Source organism: Paenibacillus sp. A3, from assembly GCF_001399685.1.
GTDB lineage: Bacteria > Bacillota > Bacilli > Paenibacillales > NBRC-103111 > Paenibacillus_G.
Genome location: NZ_JTHN01000074.1, coordinates 1 through 21,520 on the forward strand (window position 1 = coordinate 1; position 21,520 = coordinate 21,520).

At 56.3% G+C, this 21,520-nt stretch carries 23 protein-coding genes and 2 pseudogenes; 22 read left to right on the forward strand and 3 right to left on the reverse strand.

The genetic code is table 11. The features are described 5' to 3' along the window. Nucleotides 1-475: pseudogene (locus tag QJ48_RS37440) on the forward strand (class I SAM-dependent methyltransferase); the annotation flags it as partial. 79 nt (nucleotides 476-554) lie between these two features. On the opposite strand, the gene QJ48_RS10870 reads toward QJ48_RS37440, so the two are convergent. Then, the gene (locus QJ48_RS10870) at nucleotides 555-1,631 is read right to left on the reverse strand and encodes a helix-turn-helix transcriptional regulator (RefSeq protein ID WP_054973626.1); all 1,077 of its coding nucleotides are present in this window, start codon (nucleotides 1,629-1,631) and stop codon (nucleotides 555-557) included. Between the two features lie 141 nt (nucleotides 1,632-1,772). Between QJ48_RS10870 and QJ48_RS10875 the strand changes: the two genes are divergently transcribed. The 17 genes and pseudogenes from QJ48_RS10875 to QJ48_RS10955 all read left to right on the forward strand — a co-directional run bounded on the left by QJ48_RS10875 (nucleotide 1,773) and on the right by QJ48_RS10955 (nucleotide 17,454). After that, the gene (locus tag QJ48_RS10875) at nucleotides 1,773-2,771 is read left to right on the forward strand and encodes an ABC transporter substrate-binding protein (protein WP_054973627.1); all 999 of its coding nucleotides are present in this window, start codon (nucleotides 1,773-1,775) and stop codon (nucleotides 2,769-2,771) included. Beyond that, nucleotides 2,746-3,531 (forward strand): ABC transporter permease, encoded by a 786-nt coding sequence (locus QJ48_RS10880; protein ID WP_054973628.1) that lies wholly within the window; start codon nucleotides 2,746-2,748, stop codon nucleotides 3,529-3,531. Before QJ48_RS10875 ends, QJ48_RS10880 begins: the two co-directional genes overlap by 26 nt. A gap of 46 nt (nucleotides 3,532-3,577) precedes the next feature. After that, complete coding sequence (locus QJ48_RS10885) at nucleotides 3,578-4,276, forward strand: ABC transporter ATP-binding protein (RefSeq protein WP_054973629.1); 699 nt, start codon at nucleotides 3,578-3,580, stop codon at nucleotides 4,274-4,276. Nucleotides 4,277-4,304: 28 nt separating this feature from the next. Further along, complete coding sequence (locus tag QJ48_RS10890) at nucleotides 4,305-5,030, forward strand: class I SAM-dependent methyltransferase (protein ID WP_054973630.1); 726 nt, start codon at nucleotides 4,305-4,307, stop codon at nucleotides 5,028-5,030. 18 nt (nucleotides 5,031-5,048) lie between these two features. Next, the gene (locus QJ48_RS10895; RefSeq protein WP_054973631.1) at nucleotides 5,049-6,140 is read left to right on the forward strand and encodes a saccharopine dehydrogenase family protein; all 1,092 of its coding nucleotides are present in this window, start codon (nucleotides 5,049-5,051) and stop codon (nucleotides 6,138-6,140) included. Between the two features lie 284 nt (nucleotides 6,141-6,424). Continuing rightward, nucleotides 6,425-7,159 (forward strand): metallophosphoesterase family protein, encoded by a 735-nt coding sequence (locus tag QJ48_RS10900; RefSeq protein ID WP_054973632.1) that lies wholly within the window; start codon nucleotides 6,425-6,427, stop codon nucleotides 7,157-7,159. Next, on the forward strand, nucleotides 7,156-8,019 hold the full coding sequence (locus tag QJ48_RS10905) for a GNAT family N-acetyltransferase (protein WP_054973633.1): 864 nt from the start codon (nucleotides 7,156-7,158) through the stop codon (nucleotides 8,017-8,019). Before QJ48_RS10900 ends, QJ48_RS10905 begins: the two co-directional genes overlap by 4 nt. A gap of 236 nt (nucleotides 8,020-8,255) precedes the next feature. Further along, on the forward strand, nucleotides 8,256-9,533 hold the full coding sequence (locus tag QJ48_RS10910; protein WP_054973634.1) for a threonine synthase: 1,278 nt from the start codon (nucleotides 8,256-8,258) through the stop codon (nucleotides 9,531-9,533). Next, nucleotides 9,530-10,195: an amino acid ABC transporter permease gene (locus tag QJ48_RS10915; protein WP_054973635.1), complete on the forward strand. Its 666-nt coding sequence runs from the start codon at nucleotides 9,530-9,532 to the stop codon at nucleotides 10,193-10,195. Before QJ48_RS10910 ends, QJ48_RS10915 begins: the two co-directional genes overlap by 4 nt. Further along, a complete protein-coding gene (locus QJ48_RS10920; protein WP_054973636.1) occupies nucleotides 10,176-10,862 on the forward strand; it encodes an amino acid ABC transporter permease in 687 nt (228 codons plus the stop codon). Before QJ48_RS10915 ends, QJ48_RS10920 begins: the two co-directional genes overlap by 20 nt. Further along, nucleotides 10,843-11,610 (forward strand): amino acid ABC transporter ATP-binding protein, encoded by a 768-nt coding sequence (locus tag QJ48_RS10925; protein ID WP_054973637.1) that lies wholly within the window; start codon nucleotides 10,843-10,845, stop codon nucleotides 11,608-11,610. Before QJ48_RS10920 ends, QJ48_RS10925 begins: the two co-directional genes overlap by 20 nt. Further along, a complete protein-coding gene (locus QJ48_RS10930; protein WP_202813830.1) occupies nucleotides 11,607-12,491 on the forward strand; it encodes a transporter substrate-binding domain-containing protein in 885 nt (294 codons plus the stop codon). Before QJ48_RS10925 ends, QJ48_RS10930 begins: the two co-directional genes overlap by 4 nt. A gap of 113 nt (nucleotides 12,492-12,604) precedes the next feature. Further along, nucleotides 12,605-12,817 carry a hypothetical protein gene (locus QJ48_RS36810; protein ID WP_157261588.1) on the forward strand — a complete coding sequence of 71 codons (213 nt, stop codon included), beginning with the start codon at nucleotides 12,605-12,607 and terminating at the stop codon, nucleotides 12,815-12,817. A 360-nt stretch (nucleotides 12,818-13,177) separates the two neighbouring features. Then, nucleotides 13,178-14,182 carry a 2-oxoacid:acceptor oxidoreductase family protein gene (locus tag QJ48_RS10940; protein WP_054973639.1) on the forward strand — a complete coding sequence of 335 codons (1,005 nt, stop codon included), beginning with the start codon at nucleotides 13,178-13,180 and terminating at the stop codon, nucleotides 14,180-14,182. A 38-nt stretch (nucleotides 14,183-14,220) separates the two neighbouring features. Beyond that, nucleotides 14,221-16,525: pseudogene (locus QJ48_RS10945) on the forward strand (thiamine pyrophosphate-dependent enzyme). Nucleotides 16,526-16,613: 88 nt separating this feature from the next. After that, complete coding sequence (locus QJ48_RS10950; RefSeq protein WP_054973640.1) at nucleotides 16,614-16,913, forward strand: hypothetical protein; 300 nt, start codon at nucleotides 16,614-16,616, stop codon at nucleotides 16,911-16,913. Between the two features lie 19 nt (nucleotides 16,914-16,932). Next, complete coding sequence (locus QJ48_RS10955) at nucleotides 16,933-17,454, forward strand: hypothetical protein (protein WP_054973641.1); 522 nt, start codon at nucleotides 16,933-16,935, stop codon at nucleotides 17,452-17,454. 90 nt (nucleotides 17,455-17,544) lie between these two features. Here QJ48_RS10955 and QJ48_RS10960 read toward each other — a convergent pair whose 3' ends face one another. Next, nucleotides 17,545-18,024, reverse strand: a complete 480-nt coding sequence (locus QJ48_RS10960) for a GAF domain-containing protein (protein WP_054973642.1) — start codon at nucleotides 18,022-18,024, stop codon at nucleotides 17,545-17,547. A 158-nt stretch (nucleotides 18,025-18,182) separates the two neighbouring features. Here QJ48_RS10960 and QJ48_RS10965 point away from each other — a divergent pair, with 158 nt between their 5' ends. From QJ48_RS10965 to QJ48_RS10980, 4 genes are all read left to right on the forward strand, one after another. Continuing rightward, a complete protein-coding gene (locus QJ48_RS10965; protein WP_054973643.1) occupies nucleotides 18,183-18,872 on the forward strand; it encodes a response regulator transcription factor in 690 nt (229 codons plus the stop codon). Further along, nucleotides 18,869-19,906 (forward strand): histidine kinase dimerization/phospho-acceptor domain-containing protein, encoded by a 1,038-nt coding sequence (locus tag QJ48_RS10970; protein WP_054973644.1) that lies wholly within the window; start codon nucleotides 18,869-18,871, stop codon nucleotides 19,904-19,906. The genes QJ48_RS10965 and QJ48_RS10970 overlap by 4 nt, the downstream gene beginning before the upstream one ends. 20 nt (nucleotides 19,907-19,926) lie before the next feature. Then, nucleotides 19,927-20,235, forward strand: coding sequence for a cell wall metabolism sensor histidine kinase WalK (locus QJ48_RS37445; RefSeq protein ID WP_054973645.1), 309 nt, complete (start codon nucleotides 19,927-19,929; stop codon nucleotides 20,233-20,235). 195 nt (nucleotides 20,236-20,430) lie between these two features. Continuing rightward, entirely contained in the window at nucleotides 20,431-20,880 is a 450-nt protein-coding gene (locus tag QJ48_RS10980) for a C40 family peptidase (RefSeq protein WP_237762870.1), read from the forward strand. Between the two features lie 66 nt (nucleotides 20,881-20,946). Here the strand turns inward: QJ48_RS10980 and QJ48_RS10985 are convergent. Further along, nucleotides 20,947-21,520 (reverse strand): DMT family transporter (locus tag QJ48_RS10985; RefSeq protein WP_157261590.1); only part of this gene is annotated, 574 nt, incomplete at its 5' end.

Below are 21,520 nucleotides of genomic sequence, written 5' to 3' on the forward strand. Positions count from 1 at the left end.
AATCGAGCTGCTTGGCATCGATATCAACAAGCTGCGGACGCCGGTGCTGGACATCGGCTGCGGCATGAGCGGGCGTTTGGTGCGCCGCTTGCGGCATCAAGGCTTCGAGGCGTACGGTCTGGATGCGTTCGCACCGGACGGACGCGGCTTCCTCCGGGCTGGCTGGCTGGAGTTTTCATTCCAACCGAACAAGTGGGGGACAGTCGTTTCGCATATGGCGTTCTCGAATCATTTTCAGCATCATCACGAACGCATCGAAGGACAGCCGGAGCGGTATGCTGCCAAATATATGGAAATCCTTCGTTCCATTACGGCCGAAGGTTCATTTTACTACGCGCCCGGGCTGCCGTTTATCGAGTCGCTGCTGCCCGCGGACCGGTACGAAATCAGGACGAAGCGGCTTCAAGACCGCGAAACCGGCCGTTGGCTGCCGGATGAAAGGCGGTATGCGGCTCGGGTGACCAAATTAGGATAAGAGCCTAGCCGGACGAAAAAGCGAGAGAGCAGAATGGAGGAGCGCCGCTCCGAAGTTCTGCTCTTTCCTTTTGCGAAAGCTAATGCACGCCGAACCGGGAAAACAGCTGCCAAATTAGCTCACGTCGGCTTTTTACGCCGGTTTTCTCGAAAATCGACTTCAGATGATCCTGAACCGTGTACGGGGAAATGTGAAGCGAGCGGGCTAGCTCTTTGGTAGACAAGCCTCTGACGAGCCGGTCGAGAATTTGCTTTTCCCGTTCCGACAAGCCGTACGCTTCCGCAATAAGAGGGAGCATGTCGGACGGTTTGGCCGGTTCGAACAAAACGGCCAGCTGCGCCGCAGTGGAAGAACCGCTTAGCCGGCTTGCCCGGATAGTCAAGTAGGGGCCTTGAGGCAGGCGGATGCATACTTTCGCCGGTGATGTCCTCTCTCCGACGTCAGCGGGTTCCCACAGGGCGCGGGAGCAGACTGCCCGGATCGGCCTTGGCAACGTCCCGTCGTCGATACGCTCCCATTGCCGCAGCTGCGCCAGCCAGCGATCCGCAGCCGTATTGGAGGAGACGGTGGCAAACCGGTCGGATAGCACTAAAATGCCCGGGCCTTCTTCCATCCAAGCGATCTTCTCGGGGGGCAGGGCGAGGCTTGTTTTTCGCAATTGAAAGGCAATCGAGGGGACGAGCGAAGAAATGAATTTGCGCTCCTCCTCCTGGAATAACGGACGGCCCGTATGACGGAACAGCGTCAAATACCCCCAACATGCCCCTTCGTATACAAGCGCGGCACGCAGTTCGTCATGGAACCCCGCGGGAAGCAGCACTTCCCGGTAGCGCCCGCTTTTCTCCAGTTGGCCTTCCGTCGCTCCGCTCAAGGTAGCGACGGGATCGGCCGCATGAACCAAGCGGTCGTACGTGTTAACATCTCCGCGAGAATACTCAAATTCGAACAGTCGATGATGGATCGCCTCGACGCCTTCCTCAGTAATCGCTCCTGTCGATAGCAGGGTCTGCGGATCGACAGCGGTGCAGCAAGCGGCATCGAACGGCACGACTGCACGCAATTGCTCAATCAGCGCGGTCCTGTACTCTTGCGAAGATGAAGCGGTCTGGCCAAGTTTTGTCATCGTTTGCTTAAAGCCTTCCATCTGTGTAGTCATAAACGTCTCCCGATTTTATTCTTGAAAGGTCAAGGGAACAATCCCATATTTGTGGGATGGCACTTTCGCTCCGCACCCTTATAATTGAGAATGATTCTTATTCTTAGTTTACAGGACACAGAAGGAGTTGGAAAGAACCTAATGGGCTTTTTACACCATCGCGCATTGAAATCGATTCTCGCGGGAGTGCTCGTTTTTGCCGCCTTGGCGGGCTGCTCGCAGGATAATGCCGGACAGCAGGCCGCTGCTTCCAAGGAATCGGACAAAGCCCCGATGCAAATCACGCTGTTATCTCCCAAAGCGCCTTCTCTGATCCCGGCTTTGCTGGTCGAACGCCAAGCAAACACAGACATGAAGCTTAAGGTGGAAACATGGGATACGATCGAGCAGTTGCTTGCCCGTATTCAAAATAACGACGCGCCGTTTGTGGCCGCACCGCTTAACGTAGGAGCGAACATACATGCCAAAGGGCTGCCGCTGCAGCTTCTTCATCTCAACACCTGGGGCTCGATGTATTTAGTGTCTCTCGATCCTGAAGCGCGCACTTTAGCGAATCTGGATAAGGAAACGGTTCATATTCCCGGTCAGAGCGGTCCTCCCGATATTTTAACCCGCTTCTTACTGCGAAAGAATGGGCTGGAGGGAAAGGTCAAGCTCGCCTACGGGACAGTGCCGGATATCATGCAGCAATTGGCCGGTGCCACGATCAAACATGCCGTCCTGCCCGAGCCGGTATTAAGCGGCTTACGGATGAAGCTGGGGGGACGGCTGAATGTCGTCGTCGATTATCAAAAAACATGGCGGGATACGTACGGAGAAGACTTGCCTCAAGCGGGGATTTTTGTTCATAGCGGCTGGGCCAAGAAGCATCGCGAGGAAATCGTCCGCTTTCAGAGCTTGTATCGGGAAGCGATGCAGAAGACGGTCAAGCAGCCGGAGGAAGGGATGAAGCTGGCGGCCGGTGCGTTCGGTATGCCGGAGGCGGCGCTGCTGCAAGCGATGCCGCATATCGGCCTAACCTTCAAGGATGCCGCAGAAGCCAAGCCGGAAGTGGAGCGGTACTTCAACCTATTGCTTCAGCACGCTCCGGATTCCATCGGAGGAGCTTTGCCGGATGCGGGTTTTTACTACGGTTTATAACAAGTGGCCCGGAACCTATACGTATCTATTTCTGCTGGCGCTGTGGGAAGGGCTGGCTCGGTTGTATCCTGCCGTGATTCTTCCCGGGCCGCTCGAAACGGTGCGGACGCTTGCGGCGCTTGCCGAGCAGGGAGACTTGTGGTCTCCGCTCGCGCTTTCTTCCCTGCGGCTTGCTTTGGGCTTCGGGCTATCCTTCTTGCTCGGGGCATGTCTCGGGCTGGCTGCCGGAGTTCACGAGAAGGTTTTCAGGCTGGTGAGCCCCGCCGTGACACTGCTTCAAGCGGTTCCGCCGGTATCTTGGATGCTGCTCGCCATTTTGTGGCTGGGCGTACAGGGAGGAGCGCAGATTTTGGTCGTGACGATAGCGCTTTTTCCGGTATTCTTCTTTAACTCGTTTCAAGGCGTACGCGGGGTTCCGCAGGACCTGCTGGAGATGGCCAAAGTGTTCCGTGTCAGCCGGACCAAACGGATTCGGGACATCGTCATGCCTGCGCTTGCCCCCTTTTGGTCGGCGGCGCTGACCGTGAACATCGGCACTGGTTGGAAGACGATCATCATGTCCGAACTGATCAGCGGTCAGACAGGCATAGGCGCAGCTATGAACACGGCAAGAATTTATCTCAAAACGGAGGAAGTCATGGCTTGGACACTGCTGGTGACGCTGCTTGGGATAAGTCTGGAAGCGCTGGTCCGCCTTTCGGCGAAAAGGAGCGGAGCGGGCGGAATCGCTCTGGAAAAGCGTCAGCGACCGGAGGAATGACTCGTATGAGCGGCTGCACCACAGGAAAAAGAGGAGGGTCCGATCCATGCGATTCGACAGAATTACCATGAACTATGGGAAGCGCCGGACGATATTTGCCGATTTCTCGCTGGAGCTGACCGAAGGACAAATCACCTGCGTGATGGGAGCGTCGGGCATCGGGAAAACGACGCTGCTGCGGCTTGCATCGGGTCTGGATCGCCCGGCGTCCGGGGCCGTTTACTTAAAGGCCAACGCGCGCATCGGCTATGTGTTTCAGGAACCGCGGCTGCTTCCCGAAAAAACGGTGCTGGAAAACGTGAAGTGGGTGCTGGAACGGTCGGACCGACCTGCTAAAGACACGGACGGGCAAGTGCTCGCCCTGCTGAAGGAAGCAGGGCTGGCCCATGCCGTCAGCGATTACCCCGGTCAACTGAGCGGCGGAATGAAGCAGCGGGTTTCGCTGGTCCGCGCATTCGTTTCCGACCCGACCTTGCTGATCATGGATGAACCGTTCCAGAGCCTGGATGCCGCCGCAAGAAGGGATATGCACACTCTGCTGCTTCGGCTGTGGCATAAGAAGAAGCCGACGGTGCTGCTTGTCACGCATGATCTGGAGGAGGCGCTGGCGCTCGGCTCTCGCATCGTCGTCTTGGGCGGTTCGCCCGCCGAAATCGTCTTGGATGTCAAGGCAGCCGGCTGTGACGGCGGGCCACAGTTTTCTGCGCCGGATAAGCTAAAGCTGAAACAAGCGTCCGGCGCCTAATCACTACCCTTTGAGAGGAACGATGAGAATGGACGAAAAACATGTCCCGATGAGTTGGGATCACCCGGAGGTTTGCCGTTACGAAGAGACCATTGCCTTGAAAATTCCGGGCTACGCTCATATGTACGAGATGACGGACCGCCTGATCGCGGCGCACTTGAATACAACTCGACCGAATGAGGAGAACCGGGCAGCGAAGCTGCTGATTGTTGGCGCCGGAGGCGGTCAAGAGCTTGTAACGTTCGGAAGCCGGCACCGGGACTGGTCGTTTGCAGGGATCGATCCTTCCGCCCGCATGCTGGAAATAGCGAAGGCGCGGGTAGAGCGGGCCGGGCTCTCGCCTCGGGTATCGTTCGTTCAGGGCACGGTCGAGCAGCTCTCTCAGGGGCATGAATTTGATGCCGCCACCTGCTTGCTGGTGCTGCATTTTGTAAGCGGGCGATCGCAGAAAAAGGAGCTGCTCTGCCAGATCGCAGAGCGCCTCAAGCCCGGTGCGCCGTTTTGTCTCGCTTCGATCAACGGGGAGACGGGCACGGCCGCATTTGGGATGCAGATGCAGGCTTGGAGGAGCCACATGCTGGATAACGGCATCTCTTCGCAGGAATGGGAACGGTTTGCGGCCTCCATCGGCCGGGAATCCGATCCGATTTCCTCTTCCAGCGTGCTAGAGCTGTTGGGCGAGGCGGGATTCACCCAGCCGATCCGTTATTTTGGGTCTTATTTTGTAGAAGCATGGTGCGCCGTCAAACAATAAAACAAAGGTGGGAACCGCATGAAGAACAAGATTGTGGTGGTAGGCGGATACGGCCATGTGGGAACAACCATTTGCAAGCAATTGGGCGAGCGATACCCCGGCCATGTGTATGCCGCAGGAAGAAGCGCGGAGCGAGCGGAACGGCTCAGCCGGGAAACCGGCGGGAAGGTGAAGCCTCTGCCGCTGGATATCCGCAATCCAACCGATTCGGACGTTCTAAACGACGCCAAGCTGGTGATCATGTGTTTGGATCAGACGGATACCGCTTTCGTCCGGTCCTGCTTCCGAAACGGGACGCATTATATCGATGTATCCGCGAACGGCGTTTTTCTACCCCAAGTGGAACAGTGGGGACGGGAGGCCGAAGCGCACGGCGCAACGGCCGTACTGAGCATCGGCCTTGCGCCGGGCTTAACGAATTTGCTTGCGCTTGAGGCAAGCAAGCTGTTGGAGCAAGTCCACGAGATCGATATTACGATCATGCTCGGGTTAGGGGATCGGCACGGCGAAGCTGCGATCGCATGGACCGTCGATAATTTGAATGCCCGCTTTGAAGTGATCCGGAACAACCGCAGCGTCGCGGTAAAAAGCTTCACGGACGGGCGGGTTGCGGATTTCGGAGCGGATTTTGGGCGCAAAAAAGCGTACCGGTTTCCTTTTTCCGACCAGCAAACGATAGCCCGGACGCTTGATGTACCGACCGTTTCCACACGGCTCTGCTTTGACTCGGGTATGGTGACCGGTTTGGCAGCTGGATTGCGGGCGACGGGAGCAGCCGGCTTCTTGAAGGCGGGCTGGGTCCGTCAGGCGGCGATCTCAGGTATCGGAAAGCTGCACTACGGAGATGAGCGCTTTGCCGTCAAGGTTGACGCGCGAGGCAGCAAGGGGAATAAAGACGCCTATGTGGAGTGCTTCCTGCAAGGAATCCGTCAGTCGGATATGACGGCTAAGGTGGCTGTGTCGATAGCCGATGCCCTTTGCCGCAAGGATTTCCCGTATGGCGTATATCACATCGAGCAATTGTTCGAGCTGGGCGATATGCGCGATTGGTTAGCAAAGGAAGCGGCTGTCGAGATCCGCTTGGACGGAAATCTGCATTCGACGGTATGAGTTGAAATGTGCTGCGGCTACACGGGGAAGCCAGTTCTTCCGCGTAGCGATCGATTTCGAAGTGATCGTTCTTTGCCAGTTGATATCCGGCTGCATCAATTGCACTTCGCAGCGTTACCGCCATAAACCTTTTTGAAAAGCTTCTGAAGGTACCCTCCATAACTTAACGCCAGCTCTGCGCGTCTGACAAAGGAACACTATCCAGAGACAAACGGCTGTGATAAAATTACCTAATGTCAGAACGGCTTCGGAATAGGAAACCAGAGCGGAAGGACAGATTGGCATTGAACAGAACGTTAGTCATCAGCGACATTCACGGGAGTTACGAGAGCTTCGACGCACTGCTGCGAGCTGCGGAGTATAACGCCCGTCAGGATCGGCTCATTCTGCTTGGAGATTATGTGGATCGCGGGCCAAGAAGCAGGGACGTCGTCGAACGGGTGATGACCATGGTTCGGGAGGACGGGGTCATCGCGCTGCGGGGCAATCACGATCAACGCTTTGTCGACGTCGTAACAGGCCCGTGCGAAGAGAACGAAGAGATGAAATTTTTAAAATACGGCGGAGTGCAGACGCTTGCCAGCTATTATGCCCCTTTTGAATCGAACGAAGGGACCGACCGGGAACGTACCGAGTGCGCCAAAGAATGGGTTCGGTCGGAGTATGGTCATCACTTGGCATTTTTAGGCAGCCTGCCTTTGTTTTACGAGGACGAGCGGTTCATCTATGTCCATGCGGGCTTGAACCCGGCTTATCCCAATTGGAAGCAACAGCCTGCCCGGGATATGATCTGGATACGCGAACCGTTTTACAGCCATCCGACCGTGGTCGAGAAAACCGTCATTTTCGGGCATACGAGAACCTCGTGCTTGCACGATTCTCCCGGCGTATGGTTCGGCGGCGACAAAATCGGCATCGACGGCGGCTGCGTCTACGGACAGCAGTTGAACTGTCTGGTCATCGACGAGAACGGAGGCTTCACGACGTATTACGTGGAAGGGACGAATTGGGAGAGATGAACGAACCTTATGTTCTGGAATCGATGAACGCCGGCGACGGCGCGCATCTGCTCGCCTTGGCTCGCAGCGTCGGTTGCAACTTTTCTGAGGCGCAGCCCGATTTGTATTTGGGTGCGGGTTCGGTATTCGGGCATCGGGACAGGGGAAAATGGATTTCGTGCGCGGGATTTTATGCGTACGGCCAGGAGTTGGTCTCCATCGGCCATCTTATCGTCGATCCGGCCTATCAAGGCAAAGGGCTGGGAAAACGTCTGATGCTCCATTACCTGTCGGAAGCGGAAAAGAGGGGCTCGGCGGTAACGCTCGTTTCGACAAAGTCCGGGTTTCCGCTGTATACTTCGCTCGGCTTTCAAACGGTTGGGTACGCCCACAGATTTCAGTACGACGTTACTGCGGAAAGCCCGCAGCAGGAACGGACTTCCGGTGACCGAGATATGGTACCGCTGAACGAGTCCGTGCTGCCAGAGGCGATCGAGCTGGATCGGACAGCCGCAGGCGTTCGGCGAGAGCGCGTGCTTCATTCCATCGATCGTCATAAAGTGAGCAGATGGGCTGTGCGCGATTCATCCGGCGCGATCCAAGGCTATGGCTTCGCCCGGGCGAAGGATGACATCTTGATCGTGGGTCCTCTCGTTTCGACAGACGAGGATATGGCGATCCGGCTGCTGAAGGCGCTTATAGCGGGTTGGCAGGGGCGGATTCAGCTGGATGTTCCGGGCACTCAAGCCTCTTTTCAAGAGCGGCTCTGCGGGCTGGATTTTCGGGAAACTTCCGTTTCGCCGCAAATGCTGCTCGGGGCTTCGTCTTTGCCCGGACGACGGGAGCTGCTGTTTGCTCTTGCCGATCCTGCATTCGGATAGAAGCTCGGACATGGCTTTTTCCGGTTAAATCCGAGTCCATTTGACCAGCGTTCAAAATCATAGTTGACAAATTGGAATACTCTGTATAGTATAAAAACATCAAATGAACGAATCGTGCCAGGTTGCTGACCGTACGAACGGAGGCCCTTGTTTCATTCTGCGCAAGCGGAACGAAGCAAGGGCTTTTCCTTTGTTGCGACCGTGATGGCATCCCGTAGAAAGGCAGGAAACCAGTCGTGTCCTTCAGCTATGTCTCGCATCTGTATTGTCCGAAATGCGAAGCGAAGTATTCCTCCCAAGCGGCGGTTCAATTATGCTCCTGCGGTTCGCCGCTGCTCGCCAGCTACGATCTGGAGGAATTGAAATCGTCGCTGGACCGCTCCGAGCTGGCGGGAAGAACCGAACGGAGTCTTTGGCGTTACCACGAATTGCTCCCGGTAGAGCGTGTGGACCACGTAGTGACGTTAGGCGAGGGATTCACCCCGCTCCTGCGGATGCCGAAGCTCGGCAGCGGAATGGGCATTCCTCACCTGCTTATGAAAGACGAGGGTATTACTCCGACCGGCTCGTTCAAGGCTCGGGGCGCAGCCGTTGGCGTCTCCAAAGCAAAGGAGCTTGGCGTGCGCGAGCTGGCGATGCCCACGAACGGCAACGCCGGAGCGGCTTGGGCGCTGTATGCGGCCAGAGCCGGCATCCGGGCAACGATCGTGATGCCCGCGGACGCTCCGGAGATCACACGCAAAGAATGCGCCGCCGCCGGAGCCCGTCTTTACTTGGTCGACGGCTTGATTAGCGACGCGGGCAAAATCGTTGCCCGGGCTATCGCGGAAGAAGGCCTGTACGATGCGTCGACGTTAAAGGAGCCGTACCGGATCGAGGGCAAAAAAACGATGGGCTTCGAAATCGCGGAGCAATTGAACTGGCGGCTGCCCGACGTCATCCTGTATCCGACCGGCGGCGGTGTCGGCTTGATCGGCATCTTTAAAGCGCTTCAGGAGCTTCAGGCGCTGGGTTGGGTTCAAGGCAAGCTGCCGAGACTGGTCGCCGTCCAAGCGGAGGGCTGCGCCCCGATTGTTCAAGCGTGGAAGGAGAAGAAAGCCGAATCGGCGTTCTGGCCCGCTTCTTCCACGGTGGCCTTCGGCATTAACGTCCCTAAAGCGCTCGGCGATTTTCTCGTGCTCGACGCGATCTATCGGACGGACGGCTGCGCGGTAGCGGTCGATGACCGGACTTTGCTGCGCGAGCAGCTCCGGATTGCCGGGGAGGAGGGAGCCTTTGTGTGCCCGGAGGGCGCTGCGGCGTTCGCGGCCGCCCGTTTGCTGCGGAGCAGCGGTTGGATTCGGGAGGAGGAGACCGTCGTCGTATTGAACACTGGCTCAGGGGTGAAATACCCGAATACGGTTCAGGCTGCCCCGCCTGTGCTGCAGCCGGGCGAACGGCTGACCGGCCGAGAAGGGTCTTGGCTCCGGCCGGAGGGCCACGCGGGCGGACAGGAGCGAAAAGCATCGACATGACACTCGATACCGCATTCATGCTCGACCATCTGCCGGACTTCGGCCATGCGGCACTCGTGACGCTTGCCGTCGCCGGAATCGCCATCGTCGCTTCGCTGCTCGTGGCTGCGCTGAACTCGGCCATTATCTTTTTCTGGGTGGGCGGGCTGACCTGGATGGTACGCGCCTACGTCGAGCTTGCGCGGAATACGCCGCTGCTGATTCAGTTATTCTTCGTTTATTTTGCGCTGCCGTCTCTGGGCATCCATCTGTCCAATTACGCCACGGCGGTACTCGCGCTGACGTTCCTCGGCGGCGGGTATTTCACGGAGGTGTTCCGCGCCGGAATCGAGGCCGTATCCGGGAGCCAAAGGGAATCTGGGCTGGCGCTGGGCCTGTCCCGCTGGCAGCTGTTTCGCATTATCGTTCTGCCCCAAGCGCTGCGGATTGCGACACCGTCCTTGTTTGCGAATTTTATTTTTTTGCTGAAAGAAACGACGGTCGTTTCTGCGGTAGCCATCCCTGAAATTTTGTACACCACCACGAACTACATCGCGCTCTACTACAAAACCTACGAAATGCTTCTATTGATGACTTTCCTGTATGCGCTGCTTTTCCTGCCGCTGTCCTTCTTGCTTTCATGGGTGGAAAGGAGGTTCCGGCATGGCCAGTTCGGGATTTGATCTCTTGATCGTATCGCTTCCTCAGCTCAGCAAGGGCTTGCTTCAGACGTTAACCCTCGCGCTGTACTGCATCGTGTGCAGCACGTTCGGCGGCCTTGTGTTCGGTGTTCTTCGGGCCTCCCGCAGCCGCTGGCTGGGCGTGCTTACCCGGACGTATCTGGAGCTGTTTCGGTCGATTCCGATTTTGGTCTGGCTGTTTTTCTTTTTCTTCGGTCTGCCCATCTTCTTCGGCATCGATCTGCCCGGCTTCGCCTGCGCCGTTATGGTGTTGTCGCTGTGGGGGATGACGGAGGTCGGCGAGGTGGTCCGCGGCGCCCTGATCTCGCTGCCCAAAGGGCAGAAGGAAGCGGGGCAATCGATTGGCCTGAGCCCGGTGGAGCTTTATGTCCACGTCCTGCTTCCGCAGGCGCTGCGCCGCATGATTCCGCCCGTCATCAACGTGTATACCCGCATCGTCAAAACGACGTCGCTCGCCGTCCTGATCGGCGTTACGGAAATCATCAAGACGGGTCAGCAAATTATCGAACGGACGGGAGAATCCGTGCTGATCTACGGCACGTTGTTCCTGCTTTATTTTGCGCTGTGCTATCCGCTGTCCGTCTTATCCAGAAAAATGGAAAACAAATTGCGGAGAGGAGGAGAGGCGGGTGTCCGGGATTTTGCTTGAACTGACGAAGGTAAGCAAAGTGTTCGACCGGCATTGGGTGCTGCGAGACATCGACCTTCAGATTGCCAAAGGCGAGGTGGTCGTCATCCTCGGACCGAGCGGCTGCGGCAAGAGCACCTTGCTGCGGTGCCTGAACGGGTTGGAAACGGCTCAAACCGGCAGCATCCGGTTTTGCGGACAGGAGCTGACCTCGGGGAACGTTCGCTGGCAGCACATCAGACAGCAGATCGGCATGGTATTTCAAAGCTACCATCTGTTCCCGCACTTGACCGTTCTTCAAAATATCGTGCTTGGTCCGGTCAAGGCCCAGCGCCGGTCCAAGCGGGAAGCCGAGGCTCAGGCGGAGAAGCTGCTTGAGCGCGTCGGGCTGCTCGATAAGAAGCACGCCTACCCGAGGCAGCTTTCGGGTGGTCAGCAGCAGCGAATTGCCATTGTGCGGGCGCTGTGCATGAACCCGGAGGTCATTCTCTTCGACGAGGTCACGGCGGCGCTGGACCCCGAGATGGTCAAGGAGGTGCTGGAGGTTATGCTCGGTCTGGCCGAGCAGGGCATGACGATGGTGATCGTCACCCATGAAATGGGCTTTGCCCGGGCGGTAGCGGACCGGATCGTCTTCATGGACGAAGGGAGAATCTGCGAGACGGGCTCGCCGGACACGTTTTTTACGAAACCGGAAACGGAGCGGGCCCGGCGCTTTTTGGACAAATTTTTGCTTGTGGAGACATGGAAAGGGAGAGAGAGCGGATGATAAAAAAGAGAAAATTATCCATATTGGTTTTAAGCTTGGTTTTCGGATTGCTTGCCGCCTGCGGCACGGGCGGAAAGGCGACGAACGATCCGAAGCCGGGAGCCGCTTCGGAGCCGAAGCAGGCGGGCGCGCTGCAAAAAATCAAAGACCGCGGCAAGCTGATCGTCGGCGTGTTTTCGGATAAGCCTCCGTTCGGCTTTACGGACGAGAAGGGCAAGCTTGTCGGCTTCGACAACGACTTGGCGAGACGGTTCGCCAAAGATCTCCTCGGCGATGAAAGCAAAGTTGAGTTCGTGGTCGTCGAACCGGCTAGCCGGATTCCTTTTCTGCAAAGCGACAAGGTCGATCTCATCGTCGCGAACATGACGGTGACTGAGGAGCGGAAGCAGGCGGTCGATTTCACCAACCCGAATTTGAAGGCGGCGACGCAGGTCATCGTCCGCGACGATAGCGGCATCAAGTCGCTGGCCGACTTGAAAGGGAAAAAGGTGATCGTCACGAAAGGAACGACCGCCGATATTTTCCTGACCAAAAACCGCCCGGACGTCGAATTGATCAAATTTGAGAAAAATACCGAGTCGCTTCAAGCGCTCAAGGACGGACGGAGCCCCGCTTACGCCCAAGACAGCCTTATCTTGTTGAGCTGGGTGCGCAAAAATCCCGGCTTCACCGTCCTTCCCGAGAAGCTGGAGAAAGAAGCTCCGATCGCTCCGGCAGTGAAAAAAGGAAACAACGAGCTGCGGGAATGGGTCAATCAGGAGCTGGAGGCGCTCGGGAAGGAAAAGTTTCTGCTTCAGCTCTACGACAAGTACGTCAAGGCGGAGCTCGGTCCGGACGTAGACCCGAACGAAATTATCGTCGAAGGCGGCAAGTGGCAATAGTTGATGGAAAAGAAACCAAGCCCGGCGGCATGTTAGGGCTTGGTTTTTGATTTAGTCTCCTCCAGCGGGGCCTGTCAAACAGCCTCCTCCTGCAAGGCGGCGACCAACTGCGGGTGAAGCGTACCGTCTGCATCAGCGTGCCGTCTTTGGAAACCGGGGCAGGGTGGGAGGTGGCGACGACGGCATGCTTTAGCTCCAACCTCCTCGGCTTGGCCGTTAAGCAGCCGAAAACGCTGTGCAAGCTCCTCGAAATCGTGCGGCAGGGTTCCTTGCGTCTCCGCAAATTTCGCATACAGGTCGTCTCCAACCTCCTTCAGCAGTCCTAAGCAAAAAGCAATATCGATCCCGGTCATCCAATATCCCATCCTTTGTGTTTCATATCATAGGCAAGAGCCTGATAAGCCGGGCTCCCCATGCAGCGTCAAGTAACAATTGGTCTCCAGCTCGGACAATCCGATAGGCCGTAGCCATTCGATGCAGCGCCGCCCCACCTTTTATGGTGGTATTAATAAATACCACTTAAAAAAGCCGTGTCAGGTCAAGTGCTCGAGCAATGGAAGCTTAGTTGACGAAAGCGCTTGCGACACGAAACTTTCAAGCCCAAAGCCCTATGCGAGTCAGGTATAAACTGGTATACTGAATTGTGGAAATAGTATAACTTTTCAAACATGAGGGGAGTTGAACAGATGAGAGTTCTACCGAAAATGAACGACCTCGGCTTCTTTGAAATTCGGCTCGAATCCATCGGCGGCCTGGGAGCCAACTTGGCGGGGAAAATGCTTGCGGAGGCTGGCGTCGTTGGAAGCGGGTTCAACGGCGTGAGCTTTTCTTCTTACGGTTCGGAGAAAAAAGGCTCGCCGGTTAAAGCGCATATCCGTTTTTGCGACATAAATACGAATATTCGCGATACGACTCCAGTGGAACGTCCGCATGTCGTCGGCATCTTTCATGAGAACTTGTCGAAAACGGTCAACGTGATCAGCGGAATTTACGAGGATAGTCTGGTTCTGGTCAATTCGGCAAAAAGTCCGGAAGCCCTGAAAGAAAAAATGAAGCTGATCGGCGGCACCATCGCGGTGGTCGATGCAACCGGCATTGCGCTGGAGGAGAAAAACCGCGTCAACATGGCGATGTTGGGCAGTCTGTTCCGGCTGTGCGACTTCCTCGATTTCGAACACATGAAGGGCATTATCCGCAAGTCGCTGGAGAAAAAATACCCCGGCGCGGTCGAGCCTGCCCTGCGTACGTTCCAGCGCGGCTATGACGAGGTGCAGTTCCAGACGTTCGCGCTGCCGGAGGGCGTGGAGATGCCGATGCCGAAGCGGTGGGATATTCCGGTGTACGGTTACGAGACCCAGCCGATCGGCGGGATGGTGGTGAATCCGGGGAACAGCATCCTGAAGGACCTCAGCATATCGCGCAGCGGGATGATGCCGCATTTTGACGACGAGAAATGCATTCACTGCGCGGCCTGTGATACCGCCTGTCCCGACTTTTGCTTCGTGTGGGACGAACAGCCGGACAAGAAAGGACGTCCGCAAATGTTCCTTCAAGGCATCGACTATCAATACTGCAAAGGCTGCCTGAAATGCGTCGTCGCCTGTCCGACCGAGGCGCTGTCCTCCAACCGCGAGACGGAAGGCTACGGGGAAGAGCATCGCGTGCCGCATCGTTTCAGCTTGGCCCAGTAAGATAAATACCTGTTAGCAGGGAGAGGTGAACCAAACTAATGGCTATTGAGATTAACAAAGAGGTCAGCCAAGGTACGGTCGAGCAGTGGATCAAGCACGAAGACGGCATACGAGATGGCGGCTTATGCGGCTCACCAAATCAACTACCATATTATGGGTTATTTCCCGATTTCGCCGTCGACGGAGGTCGCGCAGTTCCTCGATCTGATGAAGGCGAACGGCCAGCATGACATCAAGCTGATTCCGGCGGACGGCGAGCACGGCTCGGCAGGGATTTGCTACGGTGCTTCCACCGCGGGTGGACGCGTGTTCAACGCGACCAGCGCGAACGGTTATTTGTATATGCTGGAGCAGATGCCGGTACAATCCGGGACCCGATTCCCGATGGTTTTGAACCTCGTCTGCCGCTCGGTATCCGGACCTCTGAACATCCACGGCGACCACTCGGACCTGTACTACGCGCTCAATACGGGCTGGCCGATTCTGATGTGCCGCGACCCGCAAGCCGTTTACGATATGAACATTATGGCCATCAAGCTGGCCGAAGATCCGGAGGTTCGCCTGCCGGTCATCGTCGCTTCCGACGGTTATTTCACTTCCCACCAAAAACGCCGCGTGCAAACGTTCGCCCACAAATCGGACGTGCATGCCTTTATCGGCGAGCAGCCGAAGCAGTTCCCTCACGTGCTTGACCGCAACAATCCGATTACGGTAGGACCTTATATGAACGAGCCGGATTACATCAACAACTGCTATCAGCAGTCCGTTGCGATGTACAATGCCGGGGAAGTGTTCGACCGTATCCGTCAAGAATACCTGGTGCTGACGGGCCGCGATTATCCGATTCTCGACCTGTACCGGATGGAAGATGCCGAAGTGGCGGTATTCCTGATGAACTCGTCCTCCGAGATCATTAAAGATGTCGTTGACCAGCTGCGGGCCAAAGGCATAAAAGCCGGCTCGATCGCACCGAATATGATTCGCCCGTTCCCGCAGAAGCAGATTGCCGAAGCGCTTAAAAACGTCAAAGCCGTCACGATCGGCGACCGCGCGGATTCATACGGAGCGTACGGCGGGAACATGACGATGGAAATCAAAGCGGCGCTGTTCACGGAAGGCAACCGCGATACGATGGTCATCAGCCGGATTTACGGACTGGGCGGCAAAGATTTCTACGCCGAGGACGGTCATCACCTGTTCGAATTGGCGATCGAAGCGGTTCAAAAAGGCCGGGTCGACGTTCCGTTCGATTATTACGGACATACGCCGGGCGATCCCGACAAGAAGCCGCAGCGTGTCATTGAGCCGATGAAATACGAGGATTTGAAGACCGGATTGATTACGGTCGACAAAGACGAGACGACGGGCCAATTGAAAGTGAAGGTTCCGCCGATCCGCCAGCTGACCAAGAAGCCGAAGCGGCTTGCGCCGGGGCACGGGGCCTGTCCGGGCTGCGGTATTTTCTCCGGTCTGGAGCTGTTCTTCAAAGGGATCGAAGGAGATATCGTGGCGCTGTTCCATACCGGCTGCGCGATGGTCGTAACGACGGGATATCCTTATTCTTCGCATAAAGCGACCTACATTCACAACTTGTTCCAAAGCGGCGCGGCCACGCTTTCCGGCGTCGTGGAAATGTTCTGGGAGCGCAAACGCCGCGGCGAGCTGGAGCATCTGAACCTGCCGGACGACTTCACGTTCGTCATGATCACCGGCGACGGCGGGATGGATATCGGGATGGGCCCGGCCATCGGCGCTGCGCTGCGCAATCATAAAATGATTATTCTCGAATACGATAACGAAGGCTACATGAATACCGGCGCGCAGCTGTCCTATTCGACGCCGCTCGGCCACCGGACCTCCACGTCCAATGTCGGGAAGCACCAGGGCGGCAAGCTGTTCCATCATAAAGATACGCCGCAGATTATGGCTGCGACGAACATTCCTTACGTATTCACCGGGTCCGAAGCGAACCCGCAGGATTTGCTGAAAAAAGCCGCCAAGGCGCAGTTTTATGCGCAGAACGAGGGTCTGGTTTACGGCAAAATCCTCATCACCTGTCCGCTCAACTGGCTGTCCGAGGAACAAATCGGACAATCGTTGATCGATCAAGCCGTCAACTCCTGCTTCTTCCCGCTGTACGAAGTGGAGAACGGCGTAACGACGATCACGTTCAATCCGGAAGAGAAGAACAAGCGGATTCCGGTCGGCGACTGGTTGAAAAATATGGGCAAGACGAAGCACCTGACGAAGCCCGAATACGCAGAGGCGCTGCAATCGTTCGAGAACGAAGTCGAACGCCGTTGGAGCCGTCTCAAGGCGAAGCACGAAAATCCTTACCTGTAAAAAGGTAAGGCCGGCACGAACCTCGGGCGCAAACTCGTTCTTTGAGCTTGCGCCTTTTCATTTTCAGAACCGATTCGGAGGACATTCGATGCCTTATGTACTGAGACATGCCGATTCCGGCGAAATCGCCGCATGCATTCAAAAAAACGTATACGATTTCGATTATTTCGGCGTCAAACAGTGGGAGGACGAGGGGCAGGCCGAGGCGGACAAGCATTCGTTTCTGGAGAGCATCGGGTATGATCACCCCCAGGATTGGCATATCCTTCTGATCAAAGAGGATCGTGTCAAGCTCTGCAACGTGAAGCTGAAGAACGATCCGTCGCGCCGGGTGCGCCTGAGCGGAGACGGCCAGCTAACCGTTCATTCCGCCTCCGAACGACTATAAAACGGGGAATGGTATCTTGATGAAAAGAAACCCTTTTGCCGATTTCGAAGCGGCGGGCACCGAGCAGGAACTGGCCGCCTTTCGGGAATCGATTCGAAGCCAGGGCTTTACTGCCTTCCGGCTGCTGCTTGAAGGCTTCCGGGACCGTCTGAAGCAATTTTCGGACGGTGACATGGAATCCGTGAACGGATTATTAGAGCGGGCCCGGCAATTGTTTCCCAAGCCGGAGACGTACAGCCCGTCCTGGGTCAACATATGGGACGAATTCGAGCGGATGGCCGCATACAAGCAAACGGTGCTGGAGACCATTCCGGCCGAAGAGCGCGAAGGGGAGTGGCAGGTGCTGCTCGATAATCCGTACACGAATTCGGATCTTGTATGCTATCCCGGACTTAGTTTTTTGGAGGGGGCGTATTTATACGCGTACTTCCGCAGCGACCTGAAGCAGAACGAATATATCCGGCTGCAAAAAATTCAAAATCTCGTGATGGCCTTCGGCAGCGAGCGGCAGGAAGCCGCGAACCAAAATAAAGAAGGTTAAAGCTGGATGATTTAGGGAATTCGAGGATAAACCGGGATTCGAGCGGGAAACCGTCTCGAATTCCGGTTTTTCGTGTGGATTCGCCCTACGTTACATCCGTTCTGCGAGCTTCAACGCGAACAGCTCCAAATAGTGCTGATCCGTCTCGTCGAAACGATTTTTCTCCGGGCTGTCGATGTCCAGTACACCGATGAGGCGCTCACTATGAAGAATCGGAACGACGATTTCCGACTGCGAGGCCGCGTCACAGGCGATGTGACCGGGAAATTGATGAACGTCTGCGACGCGAACCGTTTCCCGGAGGCTGGCTGCGCGGCCGCAGACGCCCTTGTCGAGCGGAATACGCACGCAGGCGGGCAAGCCTTGAAAAGGCCCGAGCACCAGCTCTCCCTCCTCGAATAAATAAAACCCGACCCAGTTGATCCGCTCCAGAAACTGGTTCAGCAGCGCAGCGGCGTTGGCCAGGTTGGCAATCCGGTTCGGCTCATCTTCGATAAGCGCGGACAATTGGGAAATGAGCAGCGTGTAATTTTCCTCGCGCGTTCCTGTATAGGCTGAGGCATGAAACATTAACGACGACTCCTTTTTTGGCGGCAGATTACGCTGAAATTAGCATATTTTCCATGGGACGTCAAGGCGCCGGAGCATGACTCGGCGGTGATCTTTGCATACGGAATACGGTCGGGCTGGAATGGTTACCCTGTATACAAACGGCTGCAGGAGAACGTATGACGCAATCTATTCTGGTCATTGAAGACGAAGAACATATCGCCCGGGTGCTGATGCTTGAGCTCGAACACGAGGGCTACGAGGTCGAGACGGCGCATGACGGCCGGGAAGGGGCCAGACTGGCTACTTCCAAGCCTTGGAGCCTTATTTTGCTCGATGTTATGCTTCCGGAATGGAACGGACTGGAAGTGCTGCGGCGCATCCGTCAAGTTAATGAGGAAGTGCCTGTCATTTTGCTGACGGCCCGCGATGCGACACCCGATATTGTCAGCGGGTTTGACCAAGGAGCGAACGACTATATTACGAAGCCGTTCGTGATCGAGGAACTGCTGGCGCGCGTCCGCAATTTGATCGGGCTGACGAACCGTCAGAAGCCGGATACCGACACGTTGAGCGCGGCGGACTTGACCGTCGATCTTAAAGCGCGAAAAGTGACGCGCGGAGACAACCCGATTAAACTGACGCCGAAGGAGTTCGACTTGCTGCAATATTTGATTCAGCACAAAGGGCACGTCCTGACGAGAGAGCAAATTATTTCCGACGTGTGGGGCTACGATTTCGTAGGCGACACCAACATTGTAGACGTCTATATCCGCTATTTGCGCCAGAAGATTGACAAAGGCTATCAGCCCAAGCTGATCAAGACCGCGCGAGGCGTCGGCTACGAGCTGACGGACCCCGAGCCATGAGCCTGCGGACGCGATTGATGCTGCTGTCGGGCTTGTGGATTTTGCTGATTGTCATCTTTTTCAACTGGTTCATCTATTACTATATTTTGAAGAAGACGACGGATAACGAAGTGCGGCAGCTGTGGAATAAAGCGAAAATCATCTTGCGCGATACGGAGATCCATCATCCGGCCAATTGGAATTCCAGGCTGCTGCAACAATATTTGGAGCCCGACTCACTCATTCGAATTATTTCGCCGGACGGCGCCGTGCGCGCGCAAGTGTCGGCAAGCGAGGAGCTGCCGGCCCACCCGGCGACATACCGGACACAGTATCACACCGTCGTGCAGAACGAGCTGGGCCTGCTTATTTTGTTCATTCAAGTGCCGATTGTCGCTAAAAACAACGTGCAGATCGGACTGCTGGAGCTTGGTAAAGGGCTGAACGTCGTCGCGGCCTTTATGGAGCTTCTGGTTGCGGGACTAACGGTGACGACGGGCAGCGTGCTGCTGTTTTCGCCGCTCGTCGGTTTTTTCTATACAAAGGCGCTCGTCCATCCGATCCGTCAATTGCTGGAGACGATGCGAACGATCCGAAGCAAAGGGGATTTTATTCTGCTCAGCCCCCAGTTTACGGCAAAAAAGGACGAGCTGGGCGAGCTCGGCCGAACATTCAACGAAATGATCGTGCGTTTGCAGGAAAACGACCGGAGACAGAAGCATTTTGTCGCGGACGCCTCGCACGAGCTGAAGACGCCGCTGACCGTCATCGAGAGCTATACGTCGCTGCTGCGCCGATGGGGAGCCCAGGACCCTGCTATCCGGCAGGAAGCGCTGAATGCGATTCATTCGGAAACCGTACGCCTCAAAGGGCTCATCGACGCTCTGCTGCGGCTGGCGGAGGTGGAGCGTCACGCGCAAACGGAGCTGCACCCCGTCCGCATCGCGGAGTTGATCCGCTCGACCGCCGAGCAAATGCGCCAGGCGTTTGGAAGAGATATTGTCGTCCGCATTGGTTCGGAGGAGATACAATCAGCGGCGATGAGGCAAGGCTGAAGCAGCTGCTGATCATCCTGATGGACAATGCGATCAAGTACAGCCGGAAGAATGTTCTCGTCGAATGCGATGAGGAGGAACGTTACGTTGTTATCCGGGTGACGGATCAAGGAATGGGGATTCCGCCCGGGGAGCTTCCTCTGCTGTTCGAGCGGTTCTATCGCGTGGATAAAGCGCGAAGCCGTGGCACCGGAGGATCGGGTCTGGGCCTTGCGATAGCGAAGCAAATTGTCGAGCTGCATCAAGGCTTGATCCGCTTGGACAGCGAGGAAGGGAAGGGGACGACGGCGACGGTCAAGCTGCCAAAATCATCCTTGACAGCGTTTTAATAAGAACAACATGAGAGTATTCTCACGAATTTCTAATAAACGGCTCTGAAGCGCCGGACGGCAGGCCTTAAGCGGAGTTTGGCGGAAAAACCTGCGTTTTCATCTGTGCTATAGTGGGGTACAGGCAATCAGCCAAACCTGACTTCAAGGAGGACGTTACAGATGAAACAACTGTTTGGAAAACGCTGGGGGAACATGGTACTGTCGATCGGCCTGTGTACGGCTTTTCTGTTCGGCAGCACGCTCGCGGCTCCGGCCAATAGTGCTTACGCGTATTCCGCATCCAAAGCGCAAAGCATTATTTCCACAGGGAAAAGCTACCTGCACACCCCTTATAAGTTCGGTGCGCGCGTCGGTAACACCAAAGCATTCGACTGCTCTTCTTTCACGGCGACGATCTACGGCAAATACGGTGTGAAGCTGCCGCGTACGTCTAAAGCTCAATCCAAAGTCGGCACCTATGTGCCAAAAAGCCAATTGAAGCCGGGAGACCTGGTCTTCTTCTACTCCCCAATTCATCATGTTGCGGTTTATATTGGAAACGGGAAAATTTTGCACACGTACGGCAAACCGGGCGTCACGATCTCCGATCTGAACAGCGGCTGGTGGAGCAAGCATTATAAGACGGCACGCCGCGTACTATAATCTCAGTCAAGCGTATGAACAAAAGCCGCTGCCCCCGGGTTTCCGGGATGCAGCGGCTTTTTACGCTTAGGTCATCTCTGTCTTGCCGGTCTGGGCGGCGACGGCTTCCCGTTCGTTCGAGCGGAGGAACATCCATACTCCGGACAACAGGACGAAGCCGGCGGCGGCTTGCATCCACGTGATGCTCTCGCCAAGCAGCAGGTAGGCCAAAATCGTTGCGCCCAGCGGCTCCCCGAGGACGCTCATCGATACGGATTCGGGACGCATATACTTCAGCAGCCAGTTGAACAAATAGTGGCCGAACAGCGTCGGAACGACGGCCAGAAGCAGAAAGATGCCCCATTCTCTCGAATCGTAGCCGGTAAAAGGCAATCCCGCCGCCAGATTGTAAACGGCGAGCACCAGCGCGGCAAGCACAAAGACGAAAAAACTGAAGACAAAGGCGGGAATGCGCTTCAGCATGCTTTTGGCCAGCAGAATTTGCACGGCCATCGCCGCCGTTCCGAGCAGGGACAGCAGGTCGCCGAGCAGCGCTTCTCCGGTCAGCCCCCAGTCGCCCCATCCGATCATGGCCGCGCCCAGAATCGCAACCGCCATGCTGAGCACAGCTAGCAGATTCGTTCGTTGACCGAGGAACAGG

What these genes read in the sequence shown, in the direction of transcription:
- QJ48_RS37445 (WP_054973645.1), top strand. Translation starts at nt 19,927, where the DNA reads ATGGACAATGCGATCAAGTACAGCCGGAAGAATGTTCTCGTCGAATGC.
- QJ48_RS10970 (WP_054973644.1), top strand. Translation starts at nt 18,869, where the DNA reads ATGAGCCTGCGGACGCGATTGATGCTGCTGTCGGGCTTGTGGATTTTG.
- QJ48_RS10905 (WP_054973633.1), top strand. Translation starts at nt 7,156, where the DNA reads ATGAACGAACCTTATGTTCTGGAATCGATGAACGCCGGCGACGGCGCG.
- QJ48_RS10920 (WP_054973636.1), top strand. Translation starts at nt 10,176, where the DNA reads ATGGCCAGTTCGGGATTTGATCTCTTGATCGTATCGCTTCCTCAGCTC.
- QJ48_RS10875 (WP_054973627.1), top strand. Translation starts at nt 1,773, where the DNA reads ATGGGCTTTTTACACCATCGCGCATTGAAATCGATTCTCGCGGGAGTG.
- QJ48_RS10890 (WP_054973630.1), top strand. Translation starts at nt 4,305, where the DNA reads ATGGACGAAAAACATGTCCCGATGAGTTGGGATCACCCGGAGGTTTGC.
- QJ48_RS10960 (WP_054973642.1), bottom strand. Translation starts at nt 18,024, where the DNA reads ATGTTTCATGCCTCAGCCTATACAGGAACGCGCGAGGAAAATTACACG.
- QJ48_RS10885 (WP_054973629.1), top strand. Translation starts at nt 3,578, where the DNA reads ATGCGATTCGACAGAATTACCATGAACTATGGGAAGCGCCGGACGATA.
- QJ48_RS10980 (WP_237762870.1), top strand. Translation starts at nt 20,431, where the DNA reads ATGGTACTGTCGATCGGCCTGTGTACGGCTTTTCTGTTCGGCAGCACG.
- QJ48_RS10895 (WP_054973631.1), top strand. Translation starts at nt 5,049, where the DNA reads ATGAAGAACAAGATTGTGGTGGTAGGCGGATACGGCCATGTGGGAACA.
- QJ48_RS10950 (WP_054973640.1), top strand. Translation starts at nt 16,614, where the DNA reads ATGCCTTATGTACTGAGACATGCCGATTCCGGCGAAATCGCCGCATGC.
- QJ48_RS10880 (WP_054973628.1), top strand. Translation starts at nt 2,746, where the DNA reads ATGCGGGTTTTTACTACGGTTTATAACAAGTGGCCCGGAACCTATACG.
- QJ48_RS10915 (WP_054973635.1), top strand. Translation starts at nt 9,530, where the DNA reads ATGACACTCGATACCGCATTCATGCTCGACCATCTGCCGGACTTCGGC.
- QJ48_RS10870 (WP_054973626.1), bottom strand. Translation starts at nt 1,631, where the DNA reads ATGACTACACAGATGGAAGGCTTTAAGCAAACGATGACAAAACTTGGC.
- QJ48_RS10930 (WP_202813830.1), top strand. Translation starts at nt 11,607, where the DNA reads ATGATAAAAAAGAGAAAATTATCCATATTGGTTTTAAGCTTGGTTTTC.
- QJ48_RS10955 (WP_054973641.1), top strand. Translation starts at nt 16,933, where the DNA reads ATGAAAAGAAACCCTTTTGCCGATTTCGAAGCGGCGGGCACCGAGCAG.
- QJ48_RS10940 (WP_054973639.1), top strand. Translation starts at nt 13,178, where the DNA reads ATGAGAGTTCTACCGAAAATGAACGACCTCGGCTTCTTTGAAATTCGG.
- QJ48_RS10965 (WP_054973643.1), top strand. Translation starts at nt 18,183, where the DNA reads ATGACGCAATCTATTCTGGTCATTGAAGACGAAGAACATATCGCCCGG.